The organism is Bradyrhizobium sp. 2TAF36 (genome assembly GCF_052114925.1).
Classification (GTDB): domain Bacteria; phylum Pseudomonadota; class Alphaproteobacteria; order Rhizobiales; family Xanthobacteraceae; genus Bradyrhizobium; species Bradyrhizobium barranii.
In genome coordinates this window covers 66,246-92,410 of the sequence record NZ_JBFRFR010000022.1, presented here as the reverse complement: position 1 = coordinate 92,410, position 26,165 = coordinate 66,246, and the positions used below count along the sequence as shown (strand labels likewise).

Here is a 26,165-nt window from a genome sequence, read left to right as displayed (position 1 = left end):
GATGGATCACGTGAAGTTAATCCGAATTGTGATTGCGCTGACGATGATAACGGCCGAGGCCCACGCCCAATCGCTTCCCGGCGGCTTCGTCTATCTGCGCGACATCGACCCCGGCATCATCCAGGACATCCGCTACGCCAGCTCGAACAATTTCGTCGGCCGTCCGCTCGCCGGTTACGGCGCCGGCGAATGCGTAGTGAAGCGGGAGGTGGGGCTGCGGCTGAAGGCGGTTCAGCAGGAACTGGCGGCGCAAGGCCTGTCGCTGAAGATGTTCGACTGCTACCGGCCGGCGCGGGCCTCGCTCGACATGGTGAGGTGGTCGCAGAACGGCCACGAGACGGCGGCCGAGCGGCGCTACAATCCGAAGATCCCGAAGAGCGAGCTGTTCCGCCTCGGCTACATCGCGAGCCGCTCGCAGCATTCCACGGGCGCGGCGCTCGATCTCACGCTGGTCGATCTCGAGGCTGACAATTCCGCCAGATACGACCCGTCGAAAACCTATGCCGATTGCACGGCGCCGGTCGAGGCGCGATTGCCGGAGGGCAGCGTCGACATGGGCACGGGCTATGACTGCACGGACGCGAAGGGGCATACCGCTGTAACGTCGATCAATCCGGACCAGCGCGCCTGGCGCAAGCGGCTGGTGGCCGCGATGGCGAAGCAAGGCTTTGTGAACTATGCGAAGGAGTGGTGGCATTTTTCCCTGCCGGGGGCGGGCGGGGCGGCCTATGATTTCCCGATTCCGCCGCGAACGAAGTAGATCGTCGGGCGAACGGCCCCGGAATGACGGTGCCGTCCCAACGAAAGCGCTTGAATGGACTCCCTCAATCCCGATCTCCCGCCGATGACCGTGACGCCAGCCGCACCGCGCGTCTGGAAATTCTGGGGCACGGCGGTGTGGGGCCTGCTTATCTTCGTCGCGATGTTTGTCGGCCAGATCGGTGCCATCCTCTATCTGGCCTGGGACCGTGGCGATCCCCTCGACCTGATGTCGATCCAGCGTGTCGGTCGCGAGCCCGCGGCGCTCGCGCTGTCGGTGACCATGGGCCTGCCGGCGACRCTGGCCGCGGTATGGCTCGCCATCCGCATCAAGAAGGCCTCGTTCGTCGATTACCTCGCGCTGCATTGGCCGTCCTGGAAGCAAATGCTGTTCGGCGCCATCGGGCTTGTCCTGATCGTGGTTGCCTGGGAGACGATGTCGCGGAGCCTTGGCCGCGAGGCGACGCCGGGCTTCATGACCGATCTGTTGAAATCGGGCCGCGACAAGGGCGCGGCTGTGATGCTGCTGTTCGCGTTCAGTGTCGCTGCGCCGATGTCGGAAGAGGTTTTGGCGCGCGGCTTCCTGTTTCGCGGCTGGTCGGCGAGCTTCCTGCGCGTGCCCGGCGCGATCATCCTGTCGTCACTGGTGTGGACGGTCGTGCACCTGCAGTACGACCTGTACTTCCTCGCGGAGGTCTTCTCCATCGGCCTGTGGTTCGGCTACATGCGCTATCGCGCCAACTCGCTCTGGCTGACGATCGTGCTGCATGCGCTGAACAATCTGACGGCGGTGGTGCTGACGATGTGGCTGGGGAGCTGAGGCCTCGCACGAGGCCTAAGCCACCAGCGCGATCGCGATCGGCATCGTGACCGCCGCCAAGATCGTCTGCAACGTGATGATCTGCGCCAGCAGCGGCGCATCGCCGCCCATCTGGCGGGCCAGCACATAGGCGCTGGGCGAGGTCGGCACCGCCGCGCAGATTGCGACGATCGCCAGGCTGTCGCCCGAGAGCCCGAACCAGGCGGCGAGCGCCAGCGCGAGCACGGGCATCAGCGCCAGCTTGAACGCCACGCCGATGGTCGCGCTCACGCTCGGGCGGAGCAGGCCCTTGAGCTGCAGGCCGGCGCCGGTGACGAGCAGGCCGATGGCGAGCGAGGACCGGCCGAGCGCGTCCGCAACCTCGTGCCAGATCTTTGGCAGCGGCAGATGGATGACGTTGATGACGAGGCCGATCACGCAAGCCCAGATCAGGGGATTGCGGACCACCGTCATGACGATGGCGCGCGCCGATTGCTTCTCGGGCGATGCATAGTGCGCGAGCACGGCGACGCTGAATACGTTGACCAGCGGAATGATCGCGACCATCGCCACCGACGCCAGCGCCAGCCCGACATCGCCGAACATGTTGGCGGACACCGAGAGCGCCACATAGGTCTGCCAGCGCGTCGCGCCCTGGAAGATCGAGGTGAAGGCGGGACCGTCGATGTCGAACCGCGCGAGCGCCGGGCGYAGCGCGAGGCAGAGCAGCGACATCGCGAGCACCGCAAGCAGCAGCGCGCCGCCGACGCCGGCGACCGGCACCCTGGAGAGGTCGGCCTTCACCAGCGTCTGGATCAGCAGCATCGGGAACAGCACGAAATAGGTCAGCCGCTCCAGCCCGTGCCATTGCGTGTCGAGCCGCATCAGGGTGCGCCTGAGCACCACGCCGAGCACGATGAGGATGAAGACCGGCAGCAGCGCCGCGATCACGACGGCCATGGATCAGCCCGATGCCGCGCGAAGATTGGCGAGGCGGTCGAGCGCGCCTTGCAGGATGAAGATCGCGGCGTGCTCGTCGATCACCTCGGCGCGCTTGGCGCGGCTGACATCCATGCCGATCAGCTCGCGCTCGACCGCTGCGGTCGACAGACGCTCGTCCCAGAGGCCGATGGGGAGTGTGGTCAGCCCGGCAAGGTTGCGGGCGAAGGCGCGGGTCGACTGCGCCCGCGGGCCCTCGCTGCCGTCCATGTTGATGGGCAGGCCGAGCACGAAGCCGACCGCCTTGCGCTCGGCCGCGATCGCGAGCAACCGCGCCGCGTCCTGCTTGAACGCCTTGCGCTGGATGGTCTCGACGCCTGTAGCTAACCGCCGGTCCGGATTGGACACGGCAACACCAATGGTCTTGGTGCCGAGGTCAAGGCCGACCAACCCGCCGCGTTCGGGCCAGTGGGTTGCAGCATCGATCAGGGGCAGGATAAGAGCCGGCATGGGACTAGCGCTTATCACGCGTCGCGCTGCGGAGTGAACCCGGAACATGGATGCACTGACACTATTCGGCCTGTTTGCCGTGACGGCGATGCTGGTCTGCTATGCCCTGGAGGATCGCAGCCATTGGTTCGTGCTGCTGTTCGCGGTGTCCTGCGCGCTCGGCTCGGCTTACGGCTTCCTGCAAGGCGCCTGGCCGTTTGGCCTCGTCGAAGCCATCTGGGCCTTCGTTGCATTGCGGCGATGGCACCTGAGGCCGCGATGACGGACAGTCCGGCGAGGGCGCCTGCCGGGCGGCAGGCCGATCCTCGCCCGCTGAGTACGTCGCCGATCAGCGGATCGCGATCGGGTTGATCATCGCCTGCACGCCGCCGGTCCAGCGCGGCTGTCCGAGCACGAACAGGAATTCGTAGCCCTTGTCGCGAGCGAGCGCGGTGTCCATGTTCTCGAGAATGTAGGTCCCATTCATCGCGAGCAGGATCTGGTGCACTTCGAATACGTTCTTGGACTCGAACGGCAGCACCTCGAGCGCCCAGGTGTCGGCACCGATGGCGACCACGCCCTTGCCGGTCAGGTACTTCGCGCCTTCGACGCCGAGACCGGGCTCGCCGGCCGAGTAGCGCTTGTCGTCCTTGCCGATCAGGCTGAGCCAGCCGGTGTGGAAGATGACGACATCGCCCTGGCGGATCTCGACGTTCTGCTGCTTGGCGGCTTCCTCGATCTCCTTGACGTTGAAGGCGGTGCCTTCCTTCACGATGTCGGTTTTGAAATAGGCGGCCATGTCGAGCAGCACGCCGCGCGTGACCATCGGTGGGACCTTCTCGATACCGAGCTTCTTCAAGCCATTCGGATCGGCGAAATCGGCGAGCTTGTTGCCGTTGTAATAGACGTGCTCGACGCCGAGATGGCCGAGGCCGTCGAGCTGGCTGCCGATGCCGACCCACGTATCAAGGATGTCGTCGTTATAGGTCGCCTTGTTCGGACCGAGACCCGGGCTGCCGGCCTGTCCGGGCTGAACGATGGTGAGCTTGAACGTGCGTGGCGGATAGGCGGGTGTCTGTGGCGTGACGGGAATGCCGAGGGCGTAGGTCTTGCCGGTCTTCACCAGCGAGGCGGCCTTCACCACCAGCTCCGGCGTCATGTAATTGGCGGCACCGATCTCGTCGTTCGGTCCCCATTTCGATTTGGTCCAGTCTTGTGCGCTTGCAGTTCCTGATATCGCCGACAACGCGGCGACACAGCACAACACGAGCGTATTGCGCATCGATAGTCCTCCCGATGTTTTGGCTTCGTTATGTTTTCGCGCTGGCCAGTGACACATCCTAACGTAGAACGGATGCGTGCTTCAAAGCATTTCGAGCTGCCGCGCTGCGGCGGCTGAACGCAGCGCAGACTAATTCAAGCGCGATGGATTTGTGACGAATTTCGCCGCGTGGAACGCTGCGCCGGTGTCAGGCCGCGAAGACGTCGTTGTCTTTCTTCAGGCAGGACATGAAACCTTGAAGCGCGCTGTATTGATGTCCGGCGCTGCGCTGGATGAAGAGCGTCTCGACGCGCGCATGTGACGGGCCCAGCGCGTGGATCGACACGCTGCCGGCCATCGCGCTGCGTTCGACCACGGCGCGCGGCAGCAGCGTGACGCCCATGCCGGCGGCGACACAGCCGATCATGCCGTCGAGCGTGCCGAGCTCGAAGCGTGCCGCCGACGGCCAGCCGAACTCGACAAAGATCTGTTCGAGACGCTGGCGGTAGGTGCAGCCGGTGCGGAACACCAGCGCAGTCGGACCGGACTCCGGCGTGCCGGCGCGCAGCTCGGCGAGCGAACCCCAGCGCCGCGCGCTGACCAGCACCAGCTCTTCGCGAAACGCGCTCGTCGCAGTGAGGTCGGCATGTGCGATGGGACCCGCGACGAAGGCGCCGTCGAGCGTGCCTTCGAGCACGCCCGCGACGAGGTCGGCGGTGGTCGCGGTGCGCAGGCTCAGCCGCACGGCAGGGAAGTTGCGGTGGAAATCGGCGAGGAGGGACGGCAACCGCACGGCTGCGGTCGTCTCCATCGAGCCGATCGCGAGCGGTCCCTTCGGCTCGCCGTCGTCGCGCGCGGCGAGCACGGCCTCCCGTGATAGCGCGGCCATCCGCTGTGCGTAGGGCAGGAGGCGTTTGCCGGCGCCGGTCAGCGTCATGCCACGGCTGTGGCGTTCGAACAGCGGTGTGCCGATCTCCGCTTCCAGCGCCTTCACGCGCTGGGTGACGTTGGATTGCACCGTGTTCAGCTCTTCGGCGGCGCGGGTGATGCCGCCGGTGCGGGCGACGGCGGCAAAGGTCTGGATATCGCTGAGTTCCATGGCGTCGTTTCGCTTTTGTGATGGCAGCGTTCGCAACAATTCATTTTTCGAGAATGCTAGTCGCGCCTAATCTCCCTGTCCAGATCAGGGAGGGGCTATGCCCATTGAGACGTCGCTGACCAGGCTGCTGGAGATCGAGCATCCCGTCCTGCTGGCGCCGATGGACATCGTTGCCGGCAGCCGGCTTGTGACGGCCGTGAGCCGTGCCGGCGGTTTCGGCATTCTGGGCGGCGGCTATGGCGAGAAGGTGTGGCTGGAGCAGGAGACTGGGAAGCTCGCGGGGTTGTCGGCGCCATTCGGGATCGGCTTCATCACCTGGAGCCTCGCCAAGCGGCCCGAGCTTCTCGATGTCGCTCTTGCCGCAAAACCGTCTGCGATCATGTTGTCGTTTGGTGATCCCGCGCCGTTCGCGCCGAAGATCAAGTCCGCAGGTGCATGCCTGATCTGCCAGGTGCAGGATGAAGCCATGGCGCGGCAGGCGCTCGATGCCGGCGCCGACATCCTGATCGCGCAGGGCACGGAGGCGGGTGGTCACGGCGCCTCTCGCACCACCGTCGATCTCGTGCCTGCAATCGTCGATCTTGCCGCGGGCCACGTGCCTGTCGTCGCGGCCGGCGGCATCGCCGACGGGCGCGGTCTCGCCGCCATGATGATGCTGGGCGCGAGCGGCGTGCTGCTCGGCACGCGCTTCTATGCGAGCCAGGAGGCTGATGGCGCGGAGGAGGCCAAGCGGCGTATCTGCGCAGCGAACAGCGGCACGACCGTGCGCGGCATCATCTTCGATCTCTCGCGCAACAATGTCTGGCCGGCGCCGTTCACGGGAAGGTGCCTCATCAACGACCACGCCAGGCGCTGGATCGGCCGCGAGGTCGAGCTGATGCAGAATGTTGCCGCAGTCGCGGCGGACTATGCGGCCGCGAAAGCAGCCGGCAATTTCGATGTCGCGGCCGTGATTGCGGGCGAGGCGGTCGGATTGATTCATGATATTGCACCGGCGGCCGAGATCGTGGAGCGGATTGCGATCGAAGCGGAGCAATTGCTCGCCGGCCGGCGCAACTCGGTTTCTTCTTTTCCTTCTCCCCTTGTGGGAGAAGGTGGCGCGGATGCAATCCGCGCCGGATGAGGGGTCTGTCTCCGCGGATGCAAACCCCTCGCCCGTCTCGCCGCTGCGCGGCGATCCACCCTCTCGCACAAGGTGAGAGGGAAGAGCGAACATGAGGCAAGAATTATGTGGCCTGACCGTCGACTGATCGATCTCTTCAAGACCGAATTCCCGATCGTGCTGGCGCCGATGGCCGGTGTGATGGATGCCGAACTGGTGATCGCCGTGGCAGAGGGCGGCGGGGTTGGCTCGCTGCCGAGCGCGATGCTGTCGCCGGAGAAGGCGCGCGAGCAGGTCAACATCATTCGCCAGCGGGTGAAGGCGCCGGTGAACATGAACTTCTTCTGCCACACGCCGGTTGACCTCACGGCCGAAGCCGAAGCGCGCTGGAAGCAGCGGCTCACGGGCTATTACACCGAGCACGGCCTCGATCCCGCAGCGCCCATCAACGCCGCGAACCGTGCGCCGTTCGACGCCGCGTTCTGCGAGGTCGTCGAGGAGCTGAAGCCGGAGATCGTCAGCTTTCATTTCGGCCTGCCGGAGCAGGGGCTGCTCAAGCGCGTCAAGGCGGCCGGCTGCCTCATCATCTCGTCCGCCACGACGGTGAAGGAAGCAGTCTGGCTGGAAGAGCGCGGCGTCGATGCCGTGATTGCGCAAGGCGCCGAGGCCGGCGGCCATCGCGGCATGTTCCTGACCGACAAGATCTCCGAGCAGCCCGGCACCTTTGCGCTGGTGCCGCAGGTCGCCGACGCCGTGAAGGTGCCTGTCATCGCGGCCGGCGGTATCGCCGACGGGCGCGGCATCGCCGCAGCCTTCGCGCTCGGCGCATCCGGCGTGCAGATCGGCAGCGCCTATCTGCGCTGCCCGGAATCCAAGGTCAGCGCGGGCGGGCGCAAGGCGCTGGCTGAAGCGCGGGACGATTCCACCGTCATCACCAATGTCATGACCGGGCGTCCGGCGCGCGGCGTCCAGAACCGCCTGATGCGCGAAGCCGGCCCGATCTCGCCCGAGGCGCCGCCGTTTCCCCATGCAGCGACCGCGCTGGGGCCGCTCAAGGCGGTTGCCGAAAAGCAGGGCAGGGTGGATTTCACCAATCTCTGGGCCGGCCAGGCCGTGGCCCTGGGCCGTGAGGTCCCCGCGGCCGAATTGACCCGGGATTTTGCCAAATCGGCCCTGGCCCGCATGAAGGGACTGGCTGGCTAAGGTCGCGCCGCCGGTTGCGGCGCAAAACCGGCCTCTGCTATACGGCAGTTAGATTTTGCCGTGAGAGGCCTTATATAATGTCCGTCGACGACGCTACCGTCCGCCGCATCGCGCATCTGGCGCGCATTGCGGTTTCCGAGGGCGAGGTTCCGCATCTGCAGGGCGAGCTCAACGCCATGCTCGCCTTTGTCGAGCAGCTCTCGGAGGTCAACGTCGAGGGCGTGGAGCCGATGACCTCGGTCACCCCGATGCAGATGAAGAAGCGGCAGGACGAGGTCAATGACGGCGAGATCGCCGACGATATCGTTGCCAACGCGCCCGCGACCGAAGGCCACTTCTTTCTTGTGCCCAAGGTGGTCGAGTGACGTAGCGTTTTCGAGCGAAGTGGAAGCCGGTTCGCGTAAAGAAAACGCGTCAAACTAAAGAGCCTTAGGACCAAGTCCGATGTGCATGCTTTGCGACGATGAGAAGGCCTATCAGGCCTACATGAACTATCTCGACAAGATGGAGCGGCAGGGCAAGGCTGCCGATCCCAACGTCGCCGTCAATGCCGTGCTCGACGAGATCGAGGCCGCCGCGAACGCCGCCGCCAAGAAAAAAGACGACCCGGCCAACGACAAAACCCTGTCTCCGTTCTTCTGCAGCCCGATCAATAAATGACCGATTTGACATCGCTGACGCTCGCCGAGGCCCGCAAGGGCCTCGCGGCCAAGACTTTCACGTCCCTCGAGCTGACCGACGCGCATCTGAACGCGATCGAAGCCGCACGCGTGCTCAATGCCTTCGTGATGGAGACGCCCGATCGCGCGCGCGACATGGCGAAGGCCGTGGACGAGAAGATCGCCAAGGGTGAGGGCGGCCCGCTCGCCGGCATCCCGCTCGGCATCAAGGATCTGTTCGCGACCAAGGGCGTGCGCACCACGGCGTGCTCGAAGATTCTCGGCAATTTCGTGCCGACCTACGAGTCCACCGTGACCTCGCAGCTGTGGCGCGACGGCGCCGTGATGCTCGGCAAGCTCAACAATGACGAGTTCGCGATGGGCTCGGCCAACGAGACCTCCTGCTTCGGCCCCGTCGGCAATCCCTGGCGGCGTGAGGGAAGCAACACGACGCTGGTGCCGGGCGGCTCGTCCGGCGGCTCGGCCTCGGCCGTGGCGGCGTTGCTGTGCATGGGCGCGACCGCGACCGACACCGGCGGCTCGATCCGCCAGCCGGCCGCGTTCACCGCGACGGTCGGCATCAAGCCGACCTACGGCCGCTGCTCGCGCTGGGGCATCGTCGCCTTCGCCTCCTCGCTCGACCAGGCCGGTCCGATCGCGCGCAGCGTGCGCGATAGCGCGATGCTGCTGCGCTCGATGGCCGGACACGATCCAAAGGACACGACGTCGGTCGACATTGCCGTACCGGACTATGAGGCCGCGATCGGCAAGTCCGTGAAGGGCATCAGGATCGGCATCCCCAAGGAATATCGCCTCGACGGCATGCCGGCCGAGATCGAGAAGCTCTGGAGCGAGGGTGCGGCCTGGCTGAAGGCGGCCGGCGCCGAGCTCGTCGAAGTGTCGCTGCCGCACACCAAATACGCGCTGCCGGCCTATTACATCGTGGCGCCGGCGGAGGCGTCCTCCAACCTCGCGCGCTATGACGGCGTGCGCTACGGACTGCGCGAGCAGGGCAAGAACATCATCGAGCTCTACGAGAACAGCCGCGCCGAGGGTTTTGGCGCGGAGGTGAAGCGCCGCGTCATGATCGGCACCTATGTGCTCTCGGCCGGCTATTACGACGCCTATTATCTGCGTGCGCAGAAGGTGCGGACGCTGATCAAGAAGGATTTCGAGGACTGCTTCGCCAAGGGCGTCGACGCGATCCTGACGCCGGCGACGCCGTCGGCGGCCTTCGGCATCGGCGAGAAGGGCGGGGCGGATCCCGTCGAGATGTATCTCAACGACATCTTCACGGTGACCGTGAACATGGCGGGCCTGCCTGGCATCGCCGTGCCCGCCGGCAAGGACGCGCAAGGCCTGCCGCTCGGCTTGCAGCTGATCGGCCGCCCGTTCGACGAGGAGACGCTGTTCTCGCTCGGCGAGGTGATCGAGCAGGCCGCCGGCCGCTTCACGCCCGCGAGGTGGTGGTGAATGTCGCCGCGTTCATCGCGAGCCTCGACGGCGCGGCGCCCGCGCCGGATTTGAGCGCGCCGCTCGCCGGCCTCTGGTGGGCCGCGAAGGGCGACTGGGATCAGGCGCACAAGATCGTTCAGGACGAGAGCAGCCGCGACGCCGCCTGGGTGCACGCCTATCTGCACCGGGTCGAAGGCGATCTCGGCAATGCCGGCTACTGGTATCGCCAGGCCGGCCAACCCGCGGCAAAGGATTCATTGGAGGCGGAGTGGGAGCGGATCGCTACCACGCTGCTCGGGAGCAGGACATGAGCACGGCCACGCACAAGCTTCTCAAGGGCGCCACCGGTGACTGGGAGATGGTCATCGGCATGGAGATCCATGCCCAGGTGACCTCGAATTCAAAACTGTTCTCGGGCGCGTCCACCACGTTCGGCGGCGAGCCGAACAGCCACGTGTCGCTGGTCGATGCCGCGATGCCGGGCATGCTGCCCGTCATCAACGAGGAATGCGTCAGACAGGCTGTCCGGACCGGGCTCGGGCTGAACGCGCAGATCAATCTGCGTTCGGTGTTCGACCGCAAGAACTATTTCTATCCGGACTCGCCGCAGGGCTACCAGATCAGCCAGTACAAGTCGCCGATCGTCGGCGAAGGTGAGGTCGTGGTCGAACTGGATGGCGGCAAGACCGCGACCATCGGCATCGAGCGCCTTCATCTTGAGCAGGACGCCGGCAAGTTGCTGCACGATCAGTCGCCGGCCATGTCCCATGTCGATCTCAACCGTTGTGGCGTGGCGCTGATGGAGATCGTCTCCAAGCCCGACATCCGCGACGCCGAGCAGGCCAAGGCCTATGTGACCAAGCTGCGCTCGATCCTGCGCTATCTCGGCACCTGCGACGGCGACATGGAGAAGGGATCTTTGCGCGCCGACGTCAACGTCTCCGTGCGCAAGCCGGGTGCACCGCTCGGCACCCGCTGCGAGATCAAGAACATGAACTCGATCACCTTCATCGGCCAGGCGATCGAGTACGAGGCGCGGCGCCAGATCGAGATCCTCGAGGACGGCGGGGAGATCGACCAGGAAACGCGGCTCTACGACCCCAACAAGGGCGAGACGCGATCGATGCGGTCCAAGGAAGAGGCGCACGACTACCGCTACTTCCCCGATCCCGACCTGCTGCCGCTCGAATTCTCGCAAAGCTTCGTCGACGAGCTGAAGACAGAGCTGCCGGAGCTGCCGGACCAGAAGAAGGCGCGCTTCGTCGCCGACTTCGGCCTGTCGGCTTACGATGCGAGCGTGCTGGTCGCCGAGCGCGAGAGCGCGGTGTTCTACGAGACGGTGCTGGACACGCTCGGCAACCGCGCCCGCGACGGCAAGATGGCGGCGAACTGGGTGATCAACGAGCTGTTCGGCCGTCTCAACAAGGAAGGCCGGGATATTACGGCCTCCCCCGTCAACGCCGAGCAGTTGGCTGCGATCATCGACCTGATCGGCGAGGGCACGATCTCCGGCAAGATCGCCAAGGATCTGTTCGAGATCGTCTGGCAGGAGGGCGGCGATCCGCGCGCGCTGGTCGAAAGCCGCGGCATGAAGCAGGTCACCGACCTCTCGGCGATCGAGAAGGTGGTCGACGACATCATCGCGGCCAATCCCGACAAGGCCGCGCAGGTCAAGGACAAGCCGCAGTCGCTCGGCTGGTTCGTCGGTCAGGTGATGAAGGCGTCCGGCGGCAAGGCCAACCCGCAGAGCGTCAACGACCTCTTGAAGTCGAAGCTCGGCATCTGACGTCACACGTTCGAACGAGGTGACGGATACGCTTCGTCACCTCGCTTCCGGTTCGCGCTGCGACGCTCGCGCGCACCCTCGGCGGCAAACTCCATCCCGACCGACGGCGATGCGGCGGCCGAATCGCCGCCACGCGATTCGCGCAAAACGGCGGCTTCCACACGCGCTGACGAGCGCTTGCGCCGTTAAGCATGAAAATATTTTCGTTGCCAAAACTCGCGACTCAGAGTCCGCGAAGCGCCCTTGCGCGGCGATCGTGGGATCGACGATGCACATCATCGCATCGCGCATGCGCAATGCGCGCGTGCGGAAAAATACTTGCCGTGTAGTGTTTTTCTGCAATCGCATCTCGCGCAAACATCGACGATGCGGGCACTCCCCGCGATCGCAAGCACGCGTCATGCAGTGCGCCCGCATCGCGCTCGCCAAGCGCAGGCGCGTTGTGCCGTCAACACTTCTTTAAGCGAGAAGCTGTTTTTTTCGTCGTGTTGGTGTATTCGGGATGAGTGTGCATTCGATCCCCGACTGCATGCAGCGATTACAGCCATCTCACACATCGGAGGGCAACATGGCCAAGAAAGCGAAGAAGGCGAAGAAGGCGAAGAGCSCAGTGAAGAAGACTGCGAAGAAGACCCGCAAGGTCGCGAAGAAGAAGTAACTTCGCTTCTGAAGTTGCCGGCTCCTAGAGAGCCGGCACGTCATCAGCGCCTTCTAACAGGTTCTGGTCGGCGATAGAGGGTGTCGGCGAGACATCAGGCCAACGGTCGGATCGTTCTCTTTCGCGGGTTCGCTCGCCAAAGTACGGTCCGGCAGAAGAAACAAGTTTTCTTCGTTCGGTGCGGTTCTCCTTCTCAAGGGCTCCGCAATTTCACAAGCGGCCTTCGGGCCAACGTGGAATCTGGTCCTGACGTGTTCGCCGACGCCCTCGTTCTTTTGAGGCCGGGGTATTGCCGGCATTCCCTTTTCCCACATTGCTGATCTGACCGTGACGTGGCCGCGCTGCCTTGGGGCAGGCGAGGGCTGCGGCGAACTGTCGTTTGCCGCGACGGCGCGCCGCGCAGGCGCAATGCGAAGCCGTCGCTCCGATTCCTAAAGTCGCGCGCTTCGCGCTGCGCGGCCTTGTCGGCCACGGGGTGGCCACGCGAGGCGCCCGTGTGGCTTTGCCGGCGCGCCCCTCCCACAACGCGCCCCTCCCACGAATTGTAACCGCAGGACACGCGTCACCGCGCGCGATGGTTATCGTTCTCCCAAAATCCCAGGGTAAACCGAATCTGACGAATCGCAGAAGTGCCTGCAAAGTGGGGACTTCTTGCATTCGTCGCGCGCGCCCCGTGCGGGTGCGTTTACGTCTGCTTCATCGCGATACTTAAACTGCCATTCAAATTTGCCCGCCATCATCGCCTCCAACAAGCCGGCAAACGGCATGGGGATGAGTTGAACAGTTCTTTGGACGGGAGCCGCGCTCGGGGGAACGAGGCGGCAGAAAAAAAGGGGATGCGTTATGTTTCAGGGTACTTTCGATCTGGAGACGGCGACGCCGATCGACGCGAGCGCACTGTCGGACGTGCTGTTCGAGCGCGGGATCTATTGGGCGAGCGGCCGCTCCGGCCTCGTCGACCTCGTCGCCGCACATAAATGGTTCAACCTCGCCGCGCTGAAGGGCCGCAAGGACGCCGTGGCGCTGCGCCAGGAAGTCGCCGGGCAGATGTCGGACGCCGAGATCTCGGCCGCGCAGCGCGAGGCGAGGGCGTGGGTCTCGGCTCACTGAGCCGAGAATCGCATCCACACCCCTGTCTTCACGGGGCAGCCCGATTGCGCTCAATCAAGTTCCTTCGTCGTGTCGCCACATGGACCCGCGCGGCATGACCGAGCCGCCGCCCGACGACTCCGCTCTGGAACCCGGACGGCCGCACAAGACGGGCCCCTTGCCGGGGATATAGAGGTCCTGGGCCTTCCGTCCCGGCGCAGCTGCCGGCGTCTGGTTCAATATCTGAGCCGGCGAGGCGGCGCTGAATGCGCCCTCGCAGTGGCGGATCCGGCATCCCGCCTCTGGATGCACACATATATATAGAGCGCGAATCGGCTGCGCGTGCCGCGCTGATCCTTGCGCCAGGCTTTCGCTGTCGTCCGGCGGTCGCTTTCAGGTGAAAGAACGCACAGACCTTGATTCTGCCGCTTGCGGCTCGCCGCCGTGTCGGGCATACCCGGCATATTGGAGACGTGGCCGAGTGGCTGAAGGCGGCGGTTTGCTAAACCGTTATAGGCTTGTAAAGGCCTATCGAGGGTTCGAATCCCTCCGTCTCCGCCAGCCGAGCTGTCCGCTCCGGTCTCAATCATCCCCACCATCGATAAAGAGCCTTCGCAGCGCGTCTCGAGCGTCGCCGCGACCATGTCTGCGCCCGGTGGAGAGTCGCGGGAAGACCTGTGTGCCTTCTCCTTGAGTCTCCTTCTGATTCCACGATTCGTGCGCGTCAAAGCCTGTTCAGGCCGGAGTTCCGTCCACAACGCCTCAGGTGGGGAATTTTGACGGCAAACGGAACCGTCCTAGAAAAATAAGTAAAAACAATATGTTGCGAGAGCGCTTCGATCACATCTGCGTGTTATTTGTGCAACACCCTTCGGAAAACAAACGTCATGGGCTCGCGGCGGAGCGTTCTCTTGTTGTGTGTGCAAGGACGTTCGGTAATTGTGACTGAGCGACGGAGGGGGGCATCCCGAGGTCGTCCCGTTTTAGGTGGTTCGCTTAAGTCCCTCGCGTTCAGCGGGTGTGTCCGAAGGCGCGAAGCGACTAAGCGGTAAGTTAAGGGACAAGGGAACCAACCTTAGGGTGTCGTCACCCAGCGGATCCGGAACCTTCCCTATAGAGCAAACTTGGAGGTTTAACATGAAGTTGGTTAAGAGCCTTTTGCTCGGTTCAGCGGCAGGTCTGATTGCCGTTGGCGGAGCACAGGCAGCCGATCTCCCCGTGAAGGCCAAAGCGGTCGAATACGTGAAGATCTGCTCCCTGTACGGTGCCGGATTCTACTACATCCCGGGCACTGACACCTGCATCAAGCTGGGTGGTTACCTGCGTGCTGAAGTCGCGATCAACGCTACCGATTTTAACGGTAACTTCAGCAGTGTTAACGGTTCTGCGAACCGTCTGACGAACTACTACGTCACTCGTGCCCGTGAAGACTTCAACGTCGACACGCGCACCGCGACCGAATACGGCGTGGTTCGTACCTTCGCCGACGTGGTGTTCTCGTGGACGACGGATAACTACACGGGCAACGGCACCGGCAACGGCTCCACCGTTTACTCGCAGCTCGGCGCTACGGGCGTTGGCGCACCCAACAATGCCAACGCAGGCGCAATCGCCGGCGGTACGCTCGGCGTGTACTACGCCTTCATCCAGTTCGCGGGCTTCACGATGGGTAAAGCTGTTGCCCAGTTCGACGCCCCCTGGACCAACTATCCGGGTAACAACTTCGACGGTCTGACCGGCGGCGGCGGCACGGTCACTGGTGTGAACCAGTTCACCTATACTGCCGACTTCGGTCAGGGCATCACTGCCGCGATTTCGGCGGTGGATCCGACGGCCTACTATCAGAGCAACCTGTACAACACCAGCGCCGGCTTTTCGGTCGCGAACGTTGGTACCGGCGGCTACGGCATCAATGCCTTCGGCGGCACGCGGGCTCCTGACATCCAGGGTATGGTCCGTATTGACCAGGCTTGGGGTCTGTTCCAGTTGTCTGCCGCGGCGCATAACAACCACGTAGCGTACTACGCGACTCCGGGGCTTGTCGGAACCGAAGCAGCCGGTCATCCGGGCGACAAGTGGGGCTGGGCTGTCCAGGCGGCCTTGTCCATCAAGAACATTCCGACGGGTGCGGGCGACGTGATCAACGTCCAGGCGGTCTACACCGACGGTGCGACCCGCTACAACTTCCAGAGCTTGGCTTCGCAGAACTATGCAATGTTCGGCGGTACCAACCTGGCTGGTGCCTATCAGAGCATTGGCATTGCCGGTGCGGCTGACGGTGTGTTCGCCAACGGAACCGGTATCAACACGGTTACGAGCTGGGGTATGCGCGGCGCCTACACCCACAACTGGGATCCGTACTGGAACACCGCGATCTACGGTTCGTACGCTCAGCTGACGTACAGCAACGGTGGTGCGACTCTCATTTGCAACCAACTCGCTACGTTGGGTGCCGCCACTGCGGGTATCACCTCTTGCAACCCGAACTTCAACATCGGCACGATCGGTCTGATCACCCGCTGGACGCCGGTGAAGAACCTGACCTTCTCGGCGGACGTGGCTTACACCATGCTCGACCAGAAGTTCGCGGGCACGATCAGCACGCTCGCTGCTGGCCCTGCGGCAGTTGTCGCAAAGCCGGGTGCTGTGTACGAGCTGAAGGATCAGAACACGGTCAGCTTGCTCCTCCGCGCTCAGCGCAACTGGTAAGTTTGGTCTAACGACCTGACAGAGAGCCCCGGCGGGAAACCGCCGGGGCTTTTCTTTTGGCGGCATGGCTGTTCTAACGCCGCGGAGGGCTGGCGGAGGGCTGGCGTTGCTCCCGTGCTCCATCGTCCGTGACGATCTGGACGAGGCTGTTACGGAGGAGGGGCCCCTGCGCTGCGGGCATCTCCGCACAATGTATGCAACGGGCCGACTGCCGTTGACGGCATGGCCTTGCAAGCGCCCCATCGTCCTGACGCTGCAGCAGGCGGCAATCGACGCCTTCATCCTCGAGGAGGTGGAACGGCGAGCTTGCCGATCGGACTGCGACCAGGGAGCGCTCGGGGCTCAGTGTCGAGCAAGGCTTGCCTGAAGATCACGCGCGAGCTTCAGCTCTTCTTCAGCAGCTCACGTCCGGACGCGCTGCGGCACTCGCCGCCGACGCTCTCGGCGGTCAATCGGGAGCGCACAGGAGGATGGCTCTATTCCACGCTGCCGGTGCCGCGGCGCAGGTCAGCTTCGATCTGCAACCGTGTGCCGCCGCCGAAGCGGGCGCGGTAGACCTGAAGATTCTCCATGATCCGCTGCACGTAGTTGCGCGTCTCGGAGAACGGAATCAGCTCGACCCAGTCGACCGCGTCGACCTTGGGATCGCGCGGGTCGCCGTAGCGGTCGACCCATTTCTTCACGCTGCCGCGGCCGGCATTGTAGGCGGCAAAGGTCATGATGTAGGAGCCGCGGTAGTCCTCGAGCAGTCCGCCGAGCTCGGCCGAGCCGAGCGTGGCGTTGTAGACCGAATCGTTTTTCAGCCGCCCCAGATCGTAGGTCGCGCCGTGCCGCTTGCAGACGTAACGCGCGGCGTCCGGCGTCACTTGCATTAGGCCGTAAGCCTGCGCCGGCGAGACCACGGAGGGGTTGAACGCGCTTTCCTGCCGCGCGATCGCATAGACGATACTGCGCTCGACCTCGGGGCCGATCGGCGTGAACTGCGGAATGCCGTTGACGGGATAGGCGTAGAAGTCGAAGGGGAGGCCGCGGTTGAGCGCAGCCTTGCCGAGCAGCAGCATGCCGCGCGCGTCGCTGTAGCGCTGGGTGAGCTCGCCAAGGCCGGCAAGCGCCTCGGGATCGCCGTTCTCGCCCATGTCGGCGAGAACAGGTATCGCCATCTCCCGCTCGTCGAGCTCGTAGAGCAGGTGCGCGGCGCGCACGATCTCCAGCCGTTCGGCGCCGCGGCCGCGCGGCTGGCTGTTGAGCTCGATCTGCGGCAGGCCGAGTTTTGCGCGCGCGAGCTGGCCGTAATAGCTGGTGGATTGCTCGGCCGCCCGGGCGTAGGCGTTGCGCGCCTCCTGCTGGCGGCCCGCCGCTTCCGCCGCGCGGCCCTGCCAATAGCCGGCGCGCGCCAGCGTGGTCGGATTGACGCTGCCGACGCCGATGCGGGCGAAATGCTGGGTGGCGGCGGCGGGGTCGTTGAGGAAGCGCAGCGCGATCCAGCCGGCGGTGAACTCCTGCTCGGTCTTGTAGATGTCGCGCGAGGGCAGGGCCGCGTCGCGCGCGATCAGATAGGCGCTGCGGAATTCCTCGGTGTCGATCATCTTGCGCGCCAGCAGGCGCCGCTCGATCCACCATTCGTCGAGATTGTAGAGACGGTTCGGATCCTTCGGCGCCGACAACATCAGCTGGGCGGCTTCGGCGAACTTCTCCTCGCGGCGCAGGAGCTGGATCTTGCTGAAGATGAAGCCGGGATCGTTGTGCAGCTCGCGCGGCACGGCGTCGAGCAGCGCGCGCGCGTTCGGCGCCTTCTTGACGGAGGCGATGCGGGCCTTGGCGAGCGCGAGATAGCCGGCGCCGAGGCGTTTTGCGGCGCGGAGCGCGGCTTCGTTCTCGCTGCCGTAGAGCAAGGTGTCCATCCGCGCCTTCTGGTCGCCCGGCGTCAGCAGGGCGCCGAACTGGTCGAGCGCGTTGTTCTCGGTCTCCTCCGACATCGGATCACTGCGCCAGGCCTCGCGCACCAGCCGCTCGGCGTTGGCGCGGTCGCCCCGCGCCAGCATCGCCTTGGCGAGCGTGAAGCGGCCCTTGGCGGACACAGGCGATTCATTCTCGAACCACGACCACGCGACCGAATCGTCGCGCCTGTCGTCCCACATCGCGGCCTCCAGGCGCCGGCGCAGGAAGGTCTGCGACGGCCAGCTCGGATTGGCGGAGAGGAAGGCGCGATAGCGTTCCACGGTCGCGCCATTGTCCTCGCTGCGCAGGATGATCCATTCGGCGAGCTTTCGTGCGACGGGATCCGAGATCGAGGCGGCGTAATTGGTGGCGTCGGCCGCCTTGCGCTTGCGCACGAGCTCGATGACGTTCTCAAGCGTGTCCTTGTCGGCCTGCGACGTCGAGGAGGTCGCAGCGACCGCGGCCGGCGTGACCGGCTTGCGCGGCGTGGCGTGCTGGCGGGTCGCCGGCGCAAGCAAAGGAGCTGCGACGGGTTTGGCGACGGGCGCCGGGGCGGCAGGCCTGACGGTGGCTGTCACGGCCGGCGCGGGTGCGGTTTTGGGGGGCGAGCCGTTGGCGGCCGGCTGTGGTTTTGGCGCGGCGGCTGCGGGCTTGGGCTTGTCCTTGGCGGGTTCCTTGCCGGCGCTTTTGCCTGCATCCTTGGCGGCGTCCTTGCCAGCATCCTTGCCAGGTTTCTTCGCGGCATCCTTGGCCGGGGCGGCAGTTGCTCCCTTGCTCGCGCCCTTCGGTGTTTCCTTGCCGGTTCCCTTCGTTGTTTCTTTGGCTGATCCCTTCGCGGCGTCCTTGGCCGCCGGCTTCGCGGTGTCCTTGGCCCCGTCCGCGGTCGTCTCATTGGACTTGGCCAGGGCGGCGCAGCCGACCGACAGCCCGGCCATGAGGCATACGGCCAGACCGGTGGATCGCCATGCGGAACGAGGAAAGGAGGTCACGGCGTTTGGTCGCCCCGAATCAGTCAGTTGGCTCAAGACCTAGCTGTATTCGCTTGAATATGCGGACAAAATACCAACAGCTGCTTACCTTTGCCCGGTTTGCACCACCACCGCGGCAAAATCGCGGCCTAAACGGTGCGTCACACGGAAGCGGGTCTTTTACCGGCGGGATAGACCCGATATGAATGCAGCTTGCTCAAGAGATAGCCGCGTACGGAGGAAGTCCATGGCAGCCAAGACGAAATTCCGGGGATCGTTCACCGCCTTGGTCACGCCGTTCAAGAACGGCTCGCTGGATGAGGCGGCGTTCCGCTCGCTGGTCAACTGGCAGATCTCGGAAGGCACCAACGGCCTGGTCCCGGTCGGCACCACCGGCGAGAGCCCGACGCTCAGCCATGACGAGCACAAGAAGGTCGTTGAATGGTGCATCGCTGAAGCCAAGGGGCGCGTACCCGTGGTCGCGGGTGCCGGCTCCAATTCGACGAAAGAGGCGATCGAGCTCGCGCAGCACGCCGAGAAGGCTGGCGCGGATGCCGTGCTGGTCGTGACGCCCTACTACAACAAGCCGACCCAGGAGGGGATGTACCAGCACTTCAAGGCGATCAACGATGCGATCGGCATCCCGATCATCATCTACAACATTCCGCCGCGCTCGGTAATCGACATGTCGGTCGACACCATGAAGCGGCTGTGGGAGCTGAAGAACATCGCCGGCGTCAAGGACGCCACCGCCAGCATGGTCCGCGTCTCGCAGCAGCGCGCGGCGATGGGCGAGGATTTCAACCAGCTCTCCGGCGAGGACGCGACCATCCTCGGCTACATGGCGCATGGCGGCCATGGCTGCATCTCGGTGACCTCGAACGTCGCGCCGCGGCTGTGCTCGGAATTCCAGGCCGCCTGGGCGAAGGGCGACACTAAGGCGGCGCTCGCAATCCACGACAAGCTGATGCCGCTGCACAACAACCTCTTCATCGAGAGCAATCCGGCGCCGATCAAGTACGCGATGTCGCTGCTCGGCAAGCTGGACGAGACGCTGCGCCTGCCGATGGTTCCGGTCACCGAGCCGACGCGCGTTGCCGTGCGCAGCGCGATGGTTCATGCTGGGCTGATCAACTGATTTAGCCAACCGGGGAGCCGTTCATGAGCGTCGACGAGAAGGGCAGGAAGATGCTCACAGAGTTCCGCGAGTTCGCCATGAAAGGCAACGTCGTCGACCTCGCCGTCGGCGTCATCATCGGTGCGGCCTTCGGCGCCATCGTCACGTCGCTGGTCGGTGACGTCATCATGCCGATCATCGGCGCCGCGACCGGCGGCCTCGACTTCTCGAACTACTTCGCCCCCTTGTCGAAGGCGGTGACCGCCACCAACTTAGCGGATGCGAAAAAGCAAGGTGCAGTACTTGCTTACGGCAGCTTCCTGACGCTGACGATCAACTTCATCATCGTCGCCTTCGTGTTGTTCCTGGTGATCCGCGCCATGAACACGCTGAAGCGCAAGGAGGAGGCGGCGCCTGCGGCTCCGGCAAAACCGTCGGCCGAGGTCGAGCTGCTGACCGAGATCCGCGATCTCCTCAAGAAGTCTTGACGCGCGCGCTTCATCCAAACTGTTAGCGTCCTCGCGCATCTCGATCAGGTTTGTCTTCCATGGCCGATAAGAACGAACGTCCAATCAAGGTCATGGCGGAAAATCGCAAGGCCCGCTTCAACTATGCGATCGAAGATACGATCGAGGCGGGCATTGCGCTCACCGGCACCGAGGTCAAGTCGATCCGCAACGGCAAGAGCACGATCGCGGAGTCCTACGCCGATTCCAAGGACGGCGAGATTTGGCTGATCAACGCCACCATTCCCGAATATCTCCAGGGCAACCGCTTCAATCACGAGCCCAAGCGGCCGCGAAAGCTGCTTCTGCATCGCAAGCAGATCAACAAGCTGATGGGCGCGGTCGACCGCGAAGGCATGACGCTGATCCCGCTCAAGCTCTATTTCAACGAGCGCGGGCGGGCCAAGCTGCAGCTGGCGGTTGCAAAGGGTAAGAAGCTGCACGACAAGCGCGAGTCCGAGAAGAAGCGCGACTGGAGCCGGGAGAAGGGCCGACTGTTGCGGGCGAGGGGATAGCGGCAAGAGGTTGGCGGATGACTCAGAAGAACCTGCTCGAGGTCGATTGGAGCCARATTCCCGCACCCACCGACGACGGCGGCGCCGCGCATCTCAAGGGCATGACGCTGCCGGCGATCAGCCTGCTCGCGACCGACGATACGTCGGTGAATCTGTCAGCACTCTCCGGCCGGACCGTGGTGTTCGCCTATCCGCGCACCGGCGAGCCCGGCAAGATCGGACTGGTCGACGATTGGGACATGATCCCGGGCGCGCGCGGTTGCACGCCGCAGACTTGCGCGTTTCGTGATCTGTTTGCCGAGCTGAAAGCTGCCGGCGCCGCCCAGGTGTACGGCCTCTCGACCCAGAGCAACGCGTACCAGACCGAGATGGCATCGCGGCTGCACCTGCCGTTCCCCGTGCTGTCGGACGAGAAGCTGGCGCTGACGCGCGCCGTCAATCTGCCGACCATGGAGGTCGCTGGCCTGACCTTGATCAAGCGGCTTGCGCTGATCATCGACGACGCCAAAGTCACGCATGTGTTCTATCCGGTGTTTCCGCCCGACCGGAACGCCGGCGATGTCCTGGACTGGCTGAAGGCCAATCCAGCCGAGCCCTAGTCCAGGTCGGCCTTCACCTTCGCGAACACGCTGCGGAACATGTCCGTCGTCAGCACGCCGGTGTTCGTGTTGTAGCGCGAGCAATGATAGCTGTCGTAGAGCCTGAATGCGCCGGCCTGATGCACGGCGCCGTGGCCGAAGGGAGCTTGCGAGGCCTTCAGGTTCAGCGGTTTGAGCACCGTGTCGTGCGCAATGCGTCCGAGCGCGACGATGGCGCGCAGCTTCGGCATCGACGCGAGGGTAGCCCCGAGGAACTGGCGGCAGGTGTTGATCTCGACCGGCAGCGGCTTGTTCTGCGGCGGAACGCAATGCACGGCATTGGCGATCCGGCAGTCGACCAGCTTCAGGCCGTCGTCGGGCCGCGCCTGATAGGTGCCCTTGGCGAAGCCGTATTCGAGCAGCGTGGCGTAGAGCAGGTCGCCGGCGTAGTCGCCGGTGAAGGGGCGGCCGGTGCGGTTGGCGCCCTGCATGCCTGGTGCAAGGCCAACGATCAGCAGGCGCGCCTTGATGTCGCCGAAGGGAGGGACCGGCGCGTTGTGCCACAACGGCTCGCGCGCGCGGTTCGCCTCGCGAAAGGCGACCAGGCGCGGACAAAGCGGACAGTCACGGTCGGGAACGAGGGTGAGAGGCTGGCGGCTTGACCGGGCCGCCTCACTCCTCGAAGTCGTCATCGCCCCTCGGCGCCATCGTGGTCGCGCGCTGGAGGAACTGGGGGGCGTGATGGCGTCCCTCGCCACGCTCGCCGCGGTCACGCGGGGCGGGGCGTTCGGACGGGTCGCGGCCGAGCTTGGATTGCAGCTCGACGAGGTCGGTGAAGACGTCGGCCTGGCGGCGCAGCTCGTCGGCGATCATCGGCGGCTGGCTCGCGATGGTGGAGATCACGGTAACCCGGACGCCGCGGCGCTGGACGGCTTCGACCAGGGAGCGGAAGTCGCCGTCACCCGAGAACAGCACCATCTGGTCGATGTGCTCGGCGAGCTCCATGGCGTCCACGGCGAGCTCGATGTCCATGTTGCCCTTGACCTTGCGGCGGCCGGAGGCGTCGATGAACTCCTTGGTCGCCTTGGTGACGACCGTGTAGCCGTTGTAGTCGAGCCAGTCGATCAGSGGGCGGATCGARGARTAYTCCTGRTCYTCKAYGAKCGCGGTRTARTARAACGCSCGMAMCAGMGTSCCKCGGCYCTGAAAYTCCTTCAGCAGGCGCTTGTAGTCGATRTCGAAGCCGAGAGTTTTCGCCGTCGCGTAGAGATTGGCCCCATCGATGAAGAGCGCGATCTTGTTAGTGGCAGAAGGTGACATTCAGTTTGCTCGCGTAGCGTTCGTGATTGATCGTTTATTGTTGGCGCGGCGACAGCAAGCCGCGCAGGTCTATGGTGCCGCCGAAGCCCGTCGAAACCGCAAATCCGGAGAAGTCGTGGCAATCAAGGTATAGTTATGGCGGACCTGCATACGCCCGGTGCCACCCTCAATAGCAGCCCGGCAAACCACCCATCCCAGCCCCAATGTGGGGGTAGCAGAGCCGTTTGGCGAGGCCAAATCACAAATTGGCCTTGCGAAATCGCCCTGTCCCCTATAACTAGCCCCAATCATCCACATATTTCGTCCCACCCACAACGGAGCGACAGTCCATGGCTCGCGTCACCGTAGAAGATTGTATCGACAAGGTCGACAACCGGTTTGACCTGGTCCTGCTGGCCGCCCACCGCGCCCGCATGATTTCGTCCGGTTCACAACTAACGGTTGACCGCGATAACGACAAGAACCCTGTTGTGTCTTTGCGCGAAATTGCCGACGAGACCATCTCGCCGGAGGACCTCCGCGAGGAGCTGGTCCACTCGCTCCAGAAATTCGTCGAGGTCGACGAGCCCGAGCCCGATACGGTCCCGCTGATCGGTTCCGCCGGTGCCAGCGTCGATGCCGACGATACCGAAGTTGCCGTTGAGCGCATGACCGAAGAGGAGCTCCTGAAGGGCCTCGAGGGCCTCGCGCCGCCGGAAGAACAGCCCGAGGAGGACGAGTAATCGTCCCGTCGCAGTCGTCGATTTCTTGTGATCTTATCAAAGGCCCGAACCCGTGTTCGGGCCTTTGCTTTTGTTGGCGTTTTCGTGGTTACCATAGCGTTGCCGCATCGCGTTGCTTGCCTGTCACCGAATTGATCGGACGCACGCGCGATCGGGGCTAAGATGTATGCGACGGGCAGCTCATGGTCCGTTTGAAGGCAGGATGGCATGGTGTATCGGCGCCGGAGACAAACGCAGATGCTGGCCGCAACCGAATCGGTTGCCGTGGCCCCGACTGCGCCGGTGGGGCGCCCGGCCAAGCCTCGCGCGCGCATGATGCGTCAATATGACCTCGTCGAGCGCGTCAGGTCCTACAATCCCAATACCAACGAAGACCTGCTGAACCGCGCCTATGTCTACGCCATGAAGGCGCACGGCTCGCAGACACGTGCCTCGGGCGATCCGTATTTCTCGCACCCGCTCGAAGTGGCGGCGATTCTCACCGATCTGAAGCTCGACGATGCCACCATCGTGGCCGCCCTGCTGCACGACACGATCGAGGACACCGAGGCGACGCGTGCCGAGATCGACCAGATCTTCGGGCCCGAGATCGGCGCGCTGGTCGAGGGGCTGACCAAGCTGAAGCGGCTGGAGCTGGTGTCGCGCGAGGCCAAGCAGGCCGAGAACCTGCGCAAATTGTTGCTGGCCATTGCCGATGATGTCCGCGTTCTGCTGGTCAAGCTCGCCGACCGCCTGCACAACATGCGTACGCTGGACTTCGTGCCGCCGGAGTCGCGACGGCGCATCGCCGAGGAGACGCTCGACATCTATGCGCCGCTGGCCGGCCGCATGGGCATGCAGGAAATGCGCGAGGAGCTGGAGGATTTGTCCTTCCGCACCCTCGATCCAGAAGCCTATTCGGTGGTGATGCAGCGGCTCGACGCGCTCGCCGAGCGCAACCGCAACCTGATCGGCGAGATCGAGGACCAGCTCTCCAACAATCTGCGCCACCGGGGGCTGGGCGCGCGGGTCTATGGCCGCCGCAAGAAGCCGTTCTCGATCTGGACCAAGATGGAACGCAAGTCGGTCGGCTTCGAGCAATTGTCCGACATCTTCGGCTTCCGCCTCGTCGTCAACGACATCGAAGCCTGCTATCGCGCGCTCGGCATCGTCCACACCAACTGGCCGGTCGTGCCCGGGCGGTTCAAGGACTACATCTCGACGCCGAAGCAGAACGACTACCGCTCGATCCACACCACGGTGATCGGCCCCGGCAACCAGCGCGTCGAGCTCCAGATCCGTACCGAGGCAATGGACCAGATCGCCGAGCGCGGCATCGCCGCACACGTGTTCTACAAGGAAGACGTGGGCTCGCCGACCGAGTTTCTCAAGCGCGAGTCCAATGCGTTCGCCTGGTTGCGCCACACCATCGGCATCCTCTCGGAGAGCGCCAACCCCGAGGAATTCCTCGAGCACACCAAGCTCGAGCTGTTCCACGACCAGGTGTTCTGCTTCACCCCGAAGGGCAAGCTGATCGCGCTGCCGCGCCATGCCAATGTGATCGACTTCGCCTATGCCGTGCACACCGACGTCGGCAACAGCGCCGTCGGCTGCAAGATCAACGGCCAGTTCGCGCCGCTGTCCTCGGAGCTCCAGAATGGCGACGAGGTCGAGGTGCTGACCTCGGAGGCGCAAGCGGCGCCGCCCTCGGCCTGGGAAACGCTCGCGGTCACCGGCAAGGCGCGCGCCGCGATCCGCCGCGCCACCAGGACGGCGGTGCGCGACCAATATGTCGGTCTCGGCCGGCGCATCGTCGAGCGCCTGTTCGAGCGCGCCAAGATCGAATACGCCGACGACAAGCTCAAGGGCGCGCTGCCGCGGCTGGCGCGCACCTCGATCGAGGACGTCATGGCGGCGGTCGGCCGCGGCGAGATCAAGGCCTCCCACGTCGCGCGTGCGATGTATCCCGACTACAAGGAGGAGCGCATCGCGCGCTACGGCGTCAAGAAGGGGCTCGCCGCCAAGCTCAGGGAGAAGTCGTCGGAGCCGCCGCGCAGCCCGGTCGCGATCCCGATCCGCGGCATCAATTCCGACCTGCCGGTGAAGTTCGCGCCGAACGGCGGCGCCGTGCCCGGGGACCGCATCGTCGGCATCGTCACGCCGGGCGAGGGGATCACGATCTACCCGATCCAGGCGCCGGCCCTGAAGGATTTCGAGGAGGAGCCGGAGCGCTGGCTCGACGTGCGCTGGGACATCGAGGATTCCGCGCCGCAGCGCTTCCCGGCCCGCATCAAGGTCGAGAACGTCAACGAGCCCGGCGCGCTGGCACAGATCGCGACCGTGATCGCCGAGCACGACGGTAACATCGACAACATCAGCATGCAGCGCCGCTCGCCCGACTTCACCGAGACGACGATCGACCTCGAGGTCTACGATCTCAAGCATCTGAGCGCGATCCTCGCCCAGTTGCGCGCCAAGGCAGTCGTGGCCCGTGTCGAACGTGTTAATGGATAGA

The 26,165-nt window shown here is 64.5% G+C and carries 25 protein-coding genes and 1 tRNA gene; 19 read left to right on the top strand and 7 right to left on the bottom strand.

The genetic code is table 11. The annotated features are described in order from the left end of the window. The first annotated feature begins 1 nt into the window (after position 1). Entirely contained in the window at positions 2 to 760 is a 759-nt protein-coding gene (locus AB4Z51_RS14690; protein ID WP_135215742.1) for a M15 family metallopeptidase, read from the top strand. A 54-nt stretch (positions 761 to 814) separates the two neighbouring features. Beyond that, positions 815 to 1,579: a CPBP family intramembrane glutamic endopeptidase gene (locus AB4Z51_RS14685; RefSeq protein WP_135215726.1), complete on the top strand. Its 765-nt coding sequence runs from the start codon at positions 815 to 817 to the stop codon at positions 1,577 to 1,579. A 15-nt stretch (positions 1,580 to 1,594) separates the two neighbouring features. On the opposite strand, the gene AB4Z51_RS14680 is transcribed toward AB4Z51_RS14685, so the two are convergent. Together AB4Z51_RS14680 and ruvX are read right to left on the bottom strand one after the other, a co-directional pair. Then, positions 1,595 to 2,518, bottom strand: a complete 924-nt coding sequence (locus AB4Z51_RS14680) for an AEC family transporter (protein ID WP_135215725.1) — start codon at positions 2,516 to 2,518, stop codon at positions 1,595 to 1,597. Between the two features lie 3 nt (positions 2,519 to 2,521). Continuing rightward, positions 2,522 to 3,007, bottom strand: coding sequence for a Holliday junction resolvase RuvX (gene ruvX, locus AB4Z51_RS14675; RefSeq protein ID WP_028150651.1), 486 nt, complete (start codon positions 3,005 to 3,007; stop codon positions 2,522 to 2,524). A 46-nt stretch (positions 3,008 to 3,053) separates the two neighbouring features. Between ruvX and AB4Z51_RS14670 the strand changes: the two genes are divergently transcribed. Then, positions 3,054 to 3,269, top strand: a complete 216-nt coding sequence (locus tag AB4Z51_RS14670) for a hypothetical protein (RefSeq protein WP_028155062.1) — start codon at positions 3,054 to 3,056, stop codon at positions 3,267 to 3,269. Positions 3,270 to 3,335: 66 nt separating this feature from the next. Here the strand turns inward: AB4Z51_RS14670 and AB4Z51_RS14665 are convergent, their stop codons facing one another. Together AB4Z51_RS14665 and AB4Z51_RS14660 are read right to left on the bottom strand one after the other, a co-directional pair. Continuing rightward, positions 3,336 to 4,268, bottom strand: a complete 933-nt coding sequence (locus tag AB4Z51_RS14665; protein WP_135215724.1) for a cyclase family protein — start codon at positions 4,266 to 4,268, stop codon at positions 3,336 to 3,338. Between the two features lie 187 nt (positions 4,269 to 4,455). Next, complete coding sequence (locus tag AB4Z51_RS14660) at positions 4,456 to 5,346, bottom strand: LysR family transcriptional regulator (RefSeq protein WP_135215723.1); 891 nt, start codon at positions 5,344 to 5,346, stop codon at positions 4,456 to 4,458. Positions 5,347 to 5,443: 97 nt separating this feature from the next. On the opposite strand from AB4Z51_RS14660, the gene AB4Z51_RS14655 reads away from it, so the two are divergent. From AB4Z51_RS14655 to AB4Z51_RS14610, 10 genes are all read left to right on the top strand, one after another. Next, complete coding sequence (locus tag AB4Z51_RS14655) at positions 5,444 to 6,469, top strand: NAD(P)H-dependent flavin oxidoreductase (RefSeq protein WP_135215722.1); 1,026 nt, start codon at positions 5,444 to 5,446, stop codon at positions 6,467 to 6,469. A 105-nt stretch (positions 6,470 to 6,574) separates the two neighbouring features. Next, entirely contained in the window at positions 6,575 to 7,651 is a 1,077-nt protein-coding gene (locus tag AB4Z51_RS14650; protein ID WP_135215721.1) for an NAD(P)H-dependent flavin oxidoreductase, read from the top strand. 77 nt (positions 7,652 to 7,728) lie between these two features. Next, positions 7,729 to 8,016 carry an Asp-tRNA(Asn)/Glu-tRNA(Gln) amidotransferase subunit GatC gene (gatC, locus tag AB4Z51_RS14645; protein WP_135215720.1) on the top strand — a complete coding sequence of 96 codons (288 nt, stop codon included), beginning with the start codon at positions 7,729 to 7,731 and terminating at the stop codon, positions 8,014 to 8,016. A 79-nt stretch (positions 8,017 to 8,095) separates the two neighbouring features. Then, complete coding sequence (locus AB4Z51_RS14640; protein WP_014494728.1) at positions 8,096 to 8,311, top strand: hypothetical protein; 216 nt, start codon at positions 8,096 to 8,098, stop codon at positions 8,309 to 8,311. Next, on the top strand, positions 8,308 to 9,783 hold the full coding sequence (gene gatA, locus AB4Z51_RS14635) for an Asp-tRNA(Asn)/Glu-tRNA(Gln) amidotransferase subunit GatA (protein WP_063982825.1): 1,476 nt from the start codon (positions 8,308 to 8,310) through the stop codon (positions 9,781 to 9,783). The genes AB4Z51_RS14640 and gatA overlap by 4 nt, the downstream gene beginning before the upstream one ends. Beyond that, complete coding sequence (locus tag AB4Z51_RS14630) at positions 9,774 to 10,076, top strand: hypothetical protein (protein WP_135215719.1); 303 nt, start codon at positions 9,774 to 9,776, stop codon at positions 10,074 to 10,076. The genes gatA and AB4Z51_RS14630 overlap by 10 nt, the downstream gene beginning before the upstream one ends. Further along, entirely contained in the window at positions 10,073 to 11,551 is a 1,479-nt protein-coding gene (gene gatB, locus AB4Z51_RS14625; RefSeq protein WP_063982826.1) for an Asp-tRNA(Asn)/Glu-tRNA(Gln) amidotransferase subunit GatB, read from the top strand. The genes AB4Z51_RS14630 and gatB overlap by 4 nt, the downstream gene beginning before the upstream one ends. A 1,501-nt stretch (positions 11,552 to 13,052) precedes the next feature. After that, positions 13,053 to 13,319 (top strand): hypothetical protein, encoded by a 267-nt coding sequence (locus tag AB4Z51_RS14620; protein ID WP_014494734.1) that lies wholly within the window; start codon positions 13,053 to 13,055, stop codon positions 13,317 to 13,319. Positions 13,320 to 13,765: 446 nt separating this feature from the next. Further along, positions 13,766 to 13,859, top strand: a tRNA-Ser gene (locus AB4Z51_RS14615). Positions 13,860 to 14,435: 576 nt separating this feature from the next. Further along, positions 14,436 to 16,007 carry a porin gene (locus AB4Z51_RS14610; RefSeq protein WP_135215717.1) on the top strand — a complete coding sequence of 524 codons (1,572 nt, stop codon included), beginning with the start codon at positions 14,436 to 14,438 and terminating at the stop codon, positions 16,005 to 16,007. A gap of 476 nt (positions 16,008 to 16,483) precedes the next feature. On the opposite strand, the gene AB4Z51_RS14605 is transcribed toward AB4Z51_RS14610, so the two are convergent. Continuing rightward, a complete protein-coding gene (locus tag AB4Z51_RS14605; protein WP_167768173.1) occupies positions 16,484 to 18,880 on the bottom strand; it encodes a lytic transglycosylase domain-containing protein in 2,397 nt (798 codons plus the stop codon). 280 nt (positions 18,881 to 19,160) lie between these two features. On the opposite strand from AB4Z51_RS14605, the gene dapA reads away from it, so the two are divergent. Genes dapA through AB4Z51_RS14585 form a run of 4 tightly spaced genes read left to right on the top strand, consistent with a single transcriptional unit; the run spans position 19,161 to position 21,650 of the window. Further along, positions 19,161 to 20,051, top strand: a complete 891-nt coding sequence (dapA, locus tag AB4Z51_RS14600; RefSeq protein WP_038975901.1) for a 4-hydroxy-tetrahydrodipicolinate synthase — start codon at positions 19,161 to 19,163, stop codon at positions 20,049 to 20,051. 50 nt (positions 20,052 to 20,101) lie between these two features. Then, positions 20,102 to 20,518, top strand: a complete 417-nt coding sequence (gene mscL, locus AB4Z51_RS14595) for a large conductance mechanosensitive channel protein MscL (RefSeq protein ID WP_135215741.1) — start codon at positions 20,102 to 20,104, stop codon at positions 20,516 to 20,518. A 59-nt stretch (positions 20,519 to 20,577) separates the two neighbouring features. Beyond that, positions 20,578 to 21,051, top strand: a complete 474-nt coding sequence (gene smpB / locus AB4Z51_RS14590; protein ID WP_008133025.1) for an SsrA-binding protein SmpB — start codon at positions 20,578 to 20,580, stop codon at positions 21,049 to 21,051. Positions 21,052 to 21,068: 17 nt separating this feature from the next. Then, complete coding sequence (locus AB4Z51_RS14585; protein WP_441497591.1) at positions 21,069 to 21,650, top strand: peroxiredoxin; 582 nt, start codon at positions 21,069 to 21,071, stop codon at positions 21,648 to 21,650. Here the strand turns inward: AB4Z51_RS14585 and AB4Z51_RS14580 are convergent. Both AB4Z51_RS14580 and AB4Z51_RS14575 read right to left on the bottom strand, forming a co-directional pair. Next, a complete protein-coding gene (locus AB4Z51_RS14580) occupies positions 21,647 to 22,321 on the bottom strand; it encodes a uracil-DNA glycosylase (RefSeq protein WP_063982832.1) in 675 nt (224 codons plus the stop codon). The two genes, AB4Z51_RS14585 and AB4Z51_RS14580, sit on opposite strands and share 4 nt — an antisense overlap. Beyond that, the gene (locus tag AB4Z51_RS14575) at positions 22,302 to 22,949 is read right to left on the bottom strand and encodes a LabA-like NYN domain-containing protein (protein WP_441497590.1); all 648 of its coding nucleotides are present in this window, start codon (positions 22,947 to 22,949) and stop codon (positions 22,302 to 22,304) included. Before AB4Z51_RS14575 ends, AB4Z51_RS14580 begins: the two co-directional genes overlap by 20 nt. 329 nt (positions 22,950 to 23,278) lie before the next feature. Between AB4Z51_RS14575 and rpoZ the strand changes: the two genes are divergently transcribed. Together rpoZ and AB4Z51_RS14565 are read left to right on the top strand one after the other, a co-directional pair. After that, a complete protein-coding gene (gene rpoZ / locus AB4Z51_RS14570) occupies positions 23,279 to 23,671 on the top strand; it encodes a DNA-directed RNA polymerase subunit omega (RefSeq protein ID WP_014494742.1) in 393 nt (130 codons plus the stop codon). A gap of 207 nt (positions 23,672 to 23,878) precedes the next feature. Beyond that, complete coding sequence (locus tag AB4Z51_RS14565) at positions 23,879 to 26,164, top strand: RelA/SpoT family protein (protein ID WP_071913178.1); 2,286 nt, start codon at positions 23,879 to 23,881, stop codon at positions 26,162 to 26,164. Position 26,165: the final 1 nt, after the last annotated feature.

Coding starts and splice junctions, on each gene's coding strand:
- AB4Z51_RS14655 (WP_135215722.1), top strand. CDS start 5,444: ATGCCCATTGAGACGTCGCTGACCAGGCTGCTGGAGATCGAGCATCCC.
- AB4Z51_RS14580 (WP_063982832.1), bottom strand. CDS start 22,321: ATGACGACTTCGAGGAGTGAGGCGGCCCGGTCAAGCCGCCAGCCTCTC.
- gatC (WP_135215720.1), top strand. CDS start 7,729: ATGTCCGTCGACGACGCTACCGTCCGCCGCATCGCGCATCTGGCGCGC.
- dapA (WP_038975901.1), top strand. CDS start 19,161: ATGGCAGCCAAGACGAAATTCCGGGGATCGTTCACCGCCTTGGTCACG.
- AB4Z51_RS14670 (WP_028155062.1), top strand. CDS start 3,054: ATGGATGCACTGACACTATTCGGCCTGTTTGCCGTGACGGCGATGCTG.
- gatB (WP_063982826.1), top strand. CDS start 10,073: ATGAGCACGGCCACGCACAAGCTTCTCAAGGGCGCCACCGGTGACTGG.
- rpoZ (WP_014494742.1), top strand. CDS start 23,279: ATGGCTCGCGTCACCGTAGAAGATTGTATCGACAAGGTCGACAACCGG.
- AB4Z51_RS14690 (WP_135215742.1), top strand. CDS start 2: ATGGATCACGTGAAGTTAATCCGAATTGTGATTGCGCTGACGATGATA.
- AB4Z51_RS14620 (WP_014494734.1), top strand. CDS start 13,053: ATGTTTCAGGGTACTTTCGATCTGGAGACGGCGACGCCGATCGACGCG.
- AB4Z51_RS14665 (WP_135215724.1), bottom strand. CDS start 4,268: ATGCGCAATACGCTCGTGTTGTGCTGTGTCGCCGCGTTGTCGGCGATA.
- smpB (WP_008133025.1), top strand. CDS start 20,578: ATGGCCGATAAGAACGAACGTCCAATCAAGGTCATGGCGGAAAATCGC.
- AB4Z51_RS14610 (WP_135215717.1), top strand. CDS start 14,436: ATGAAGTTGGTTAAGAGCCTTTTGCTCGGTTCAGCGGCAGGTCTGATT.
- ruvX (WP_028150651.1), bottom strand. CDS start 3,007: ATGCCGGCTCTTATCCTGCCCCTGATCGATGCTGCAACCCACTGGCCC.
- AB4Z51_RS14650 (WP_135215721.1), top strand. CDS start 6,575: ATGTGGCCTGACCGTCGACTGATCGATCTCTTCAAGACCGAATTCCCG.
- AB4Z51_RS14565 (WP_071913178.1), top strand. CDS start 23,879: ATGGTGTATCGGCGCCGGAGACAAACGCAGATGCTGGCCGCAACCGAA.
- AB4Z51_RS14660 (WP_135215723.1), bottom strand. CDS start 5,346: ATGGAACTCAGCGATATCCAGACCTTTGCCGCCGTCGCCCGCACCGGC.
- gatA (WP_063982825.1), top strand. CDS start 8,308: ATGACCGATTTGACATCGCTGACGCTCGCCGAGGCCCGCAAGGGCCTC.
- mscL (WP_135215741.1), top strand. CDS start 20,102: ATGCTCACAGAGTTCCGCGAGTTCGCCATGAAAGGCAACGTCGTCGAC.
- AB4Z51_RS14605 (WP_167768173.1), bottom strand. CDS start 18,880: ATGGCCGGGCTGTCGGTCGGCTGCGCCGCCCTGGCCAAGTCCAATGAG.
- AB4Z51_RS14640 (WP_014494728.1), top strand. CDS start 8,096: ATGTGCATGCTTTGCGACGATGAGAAGGCCTATCAGGCCTACATGAAC.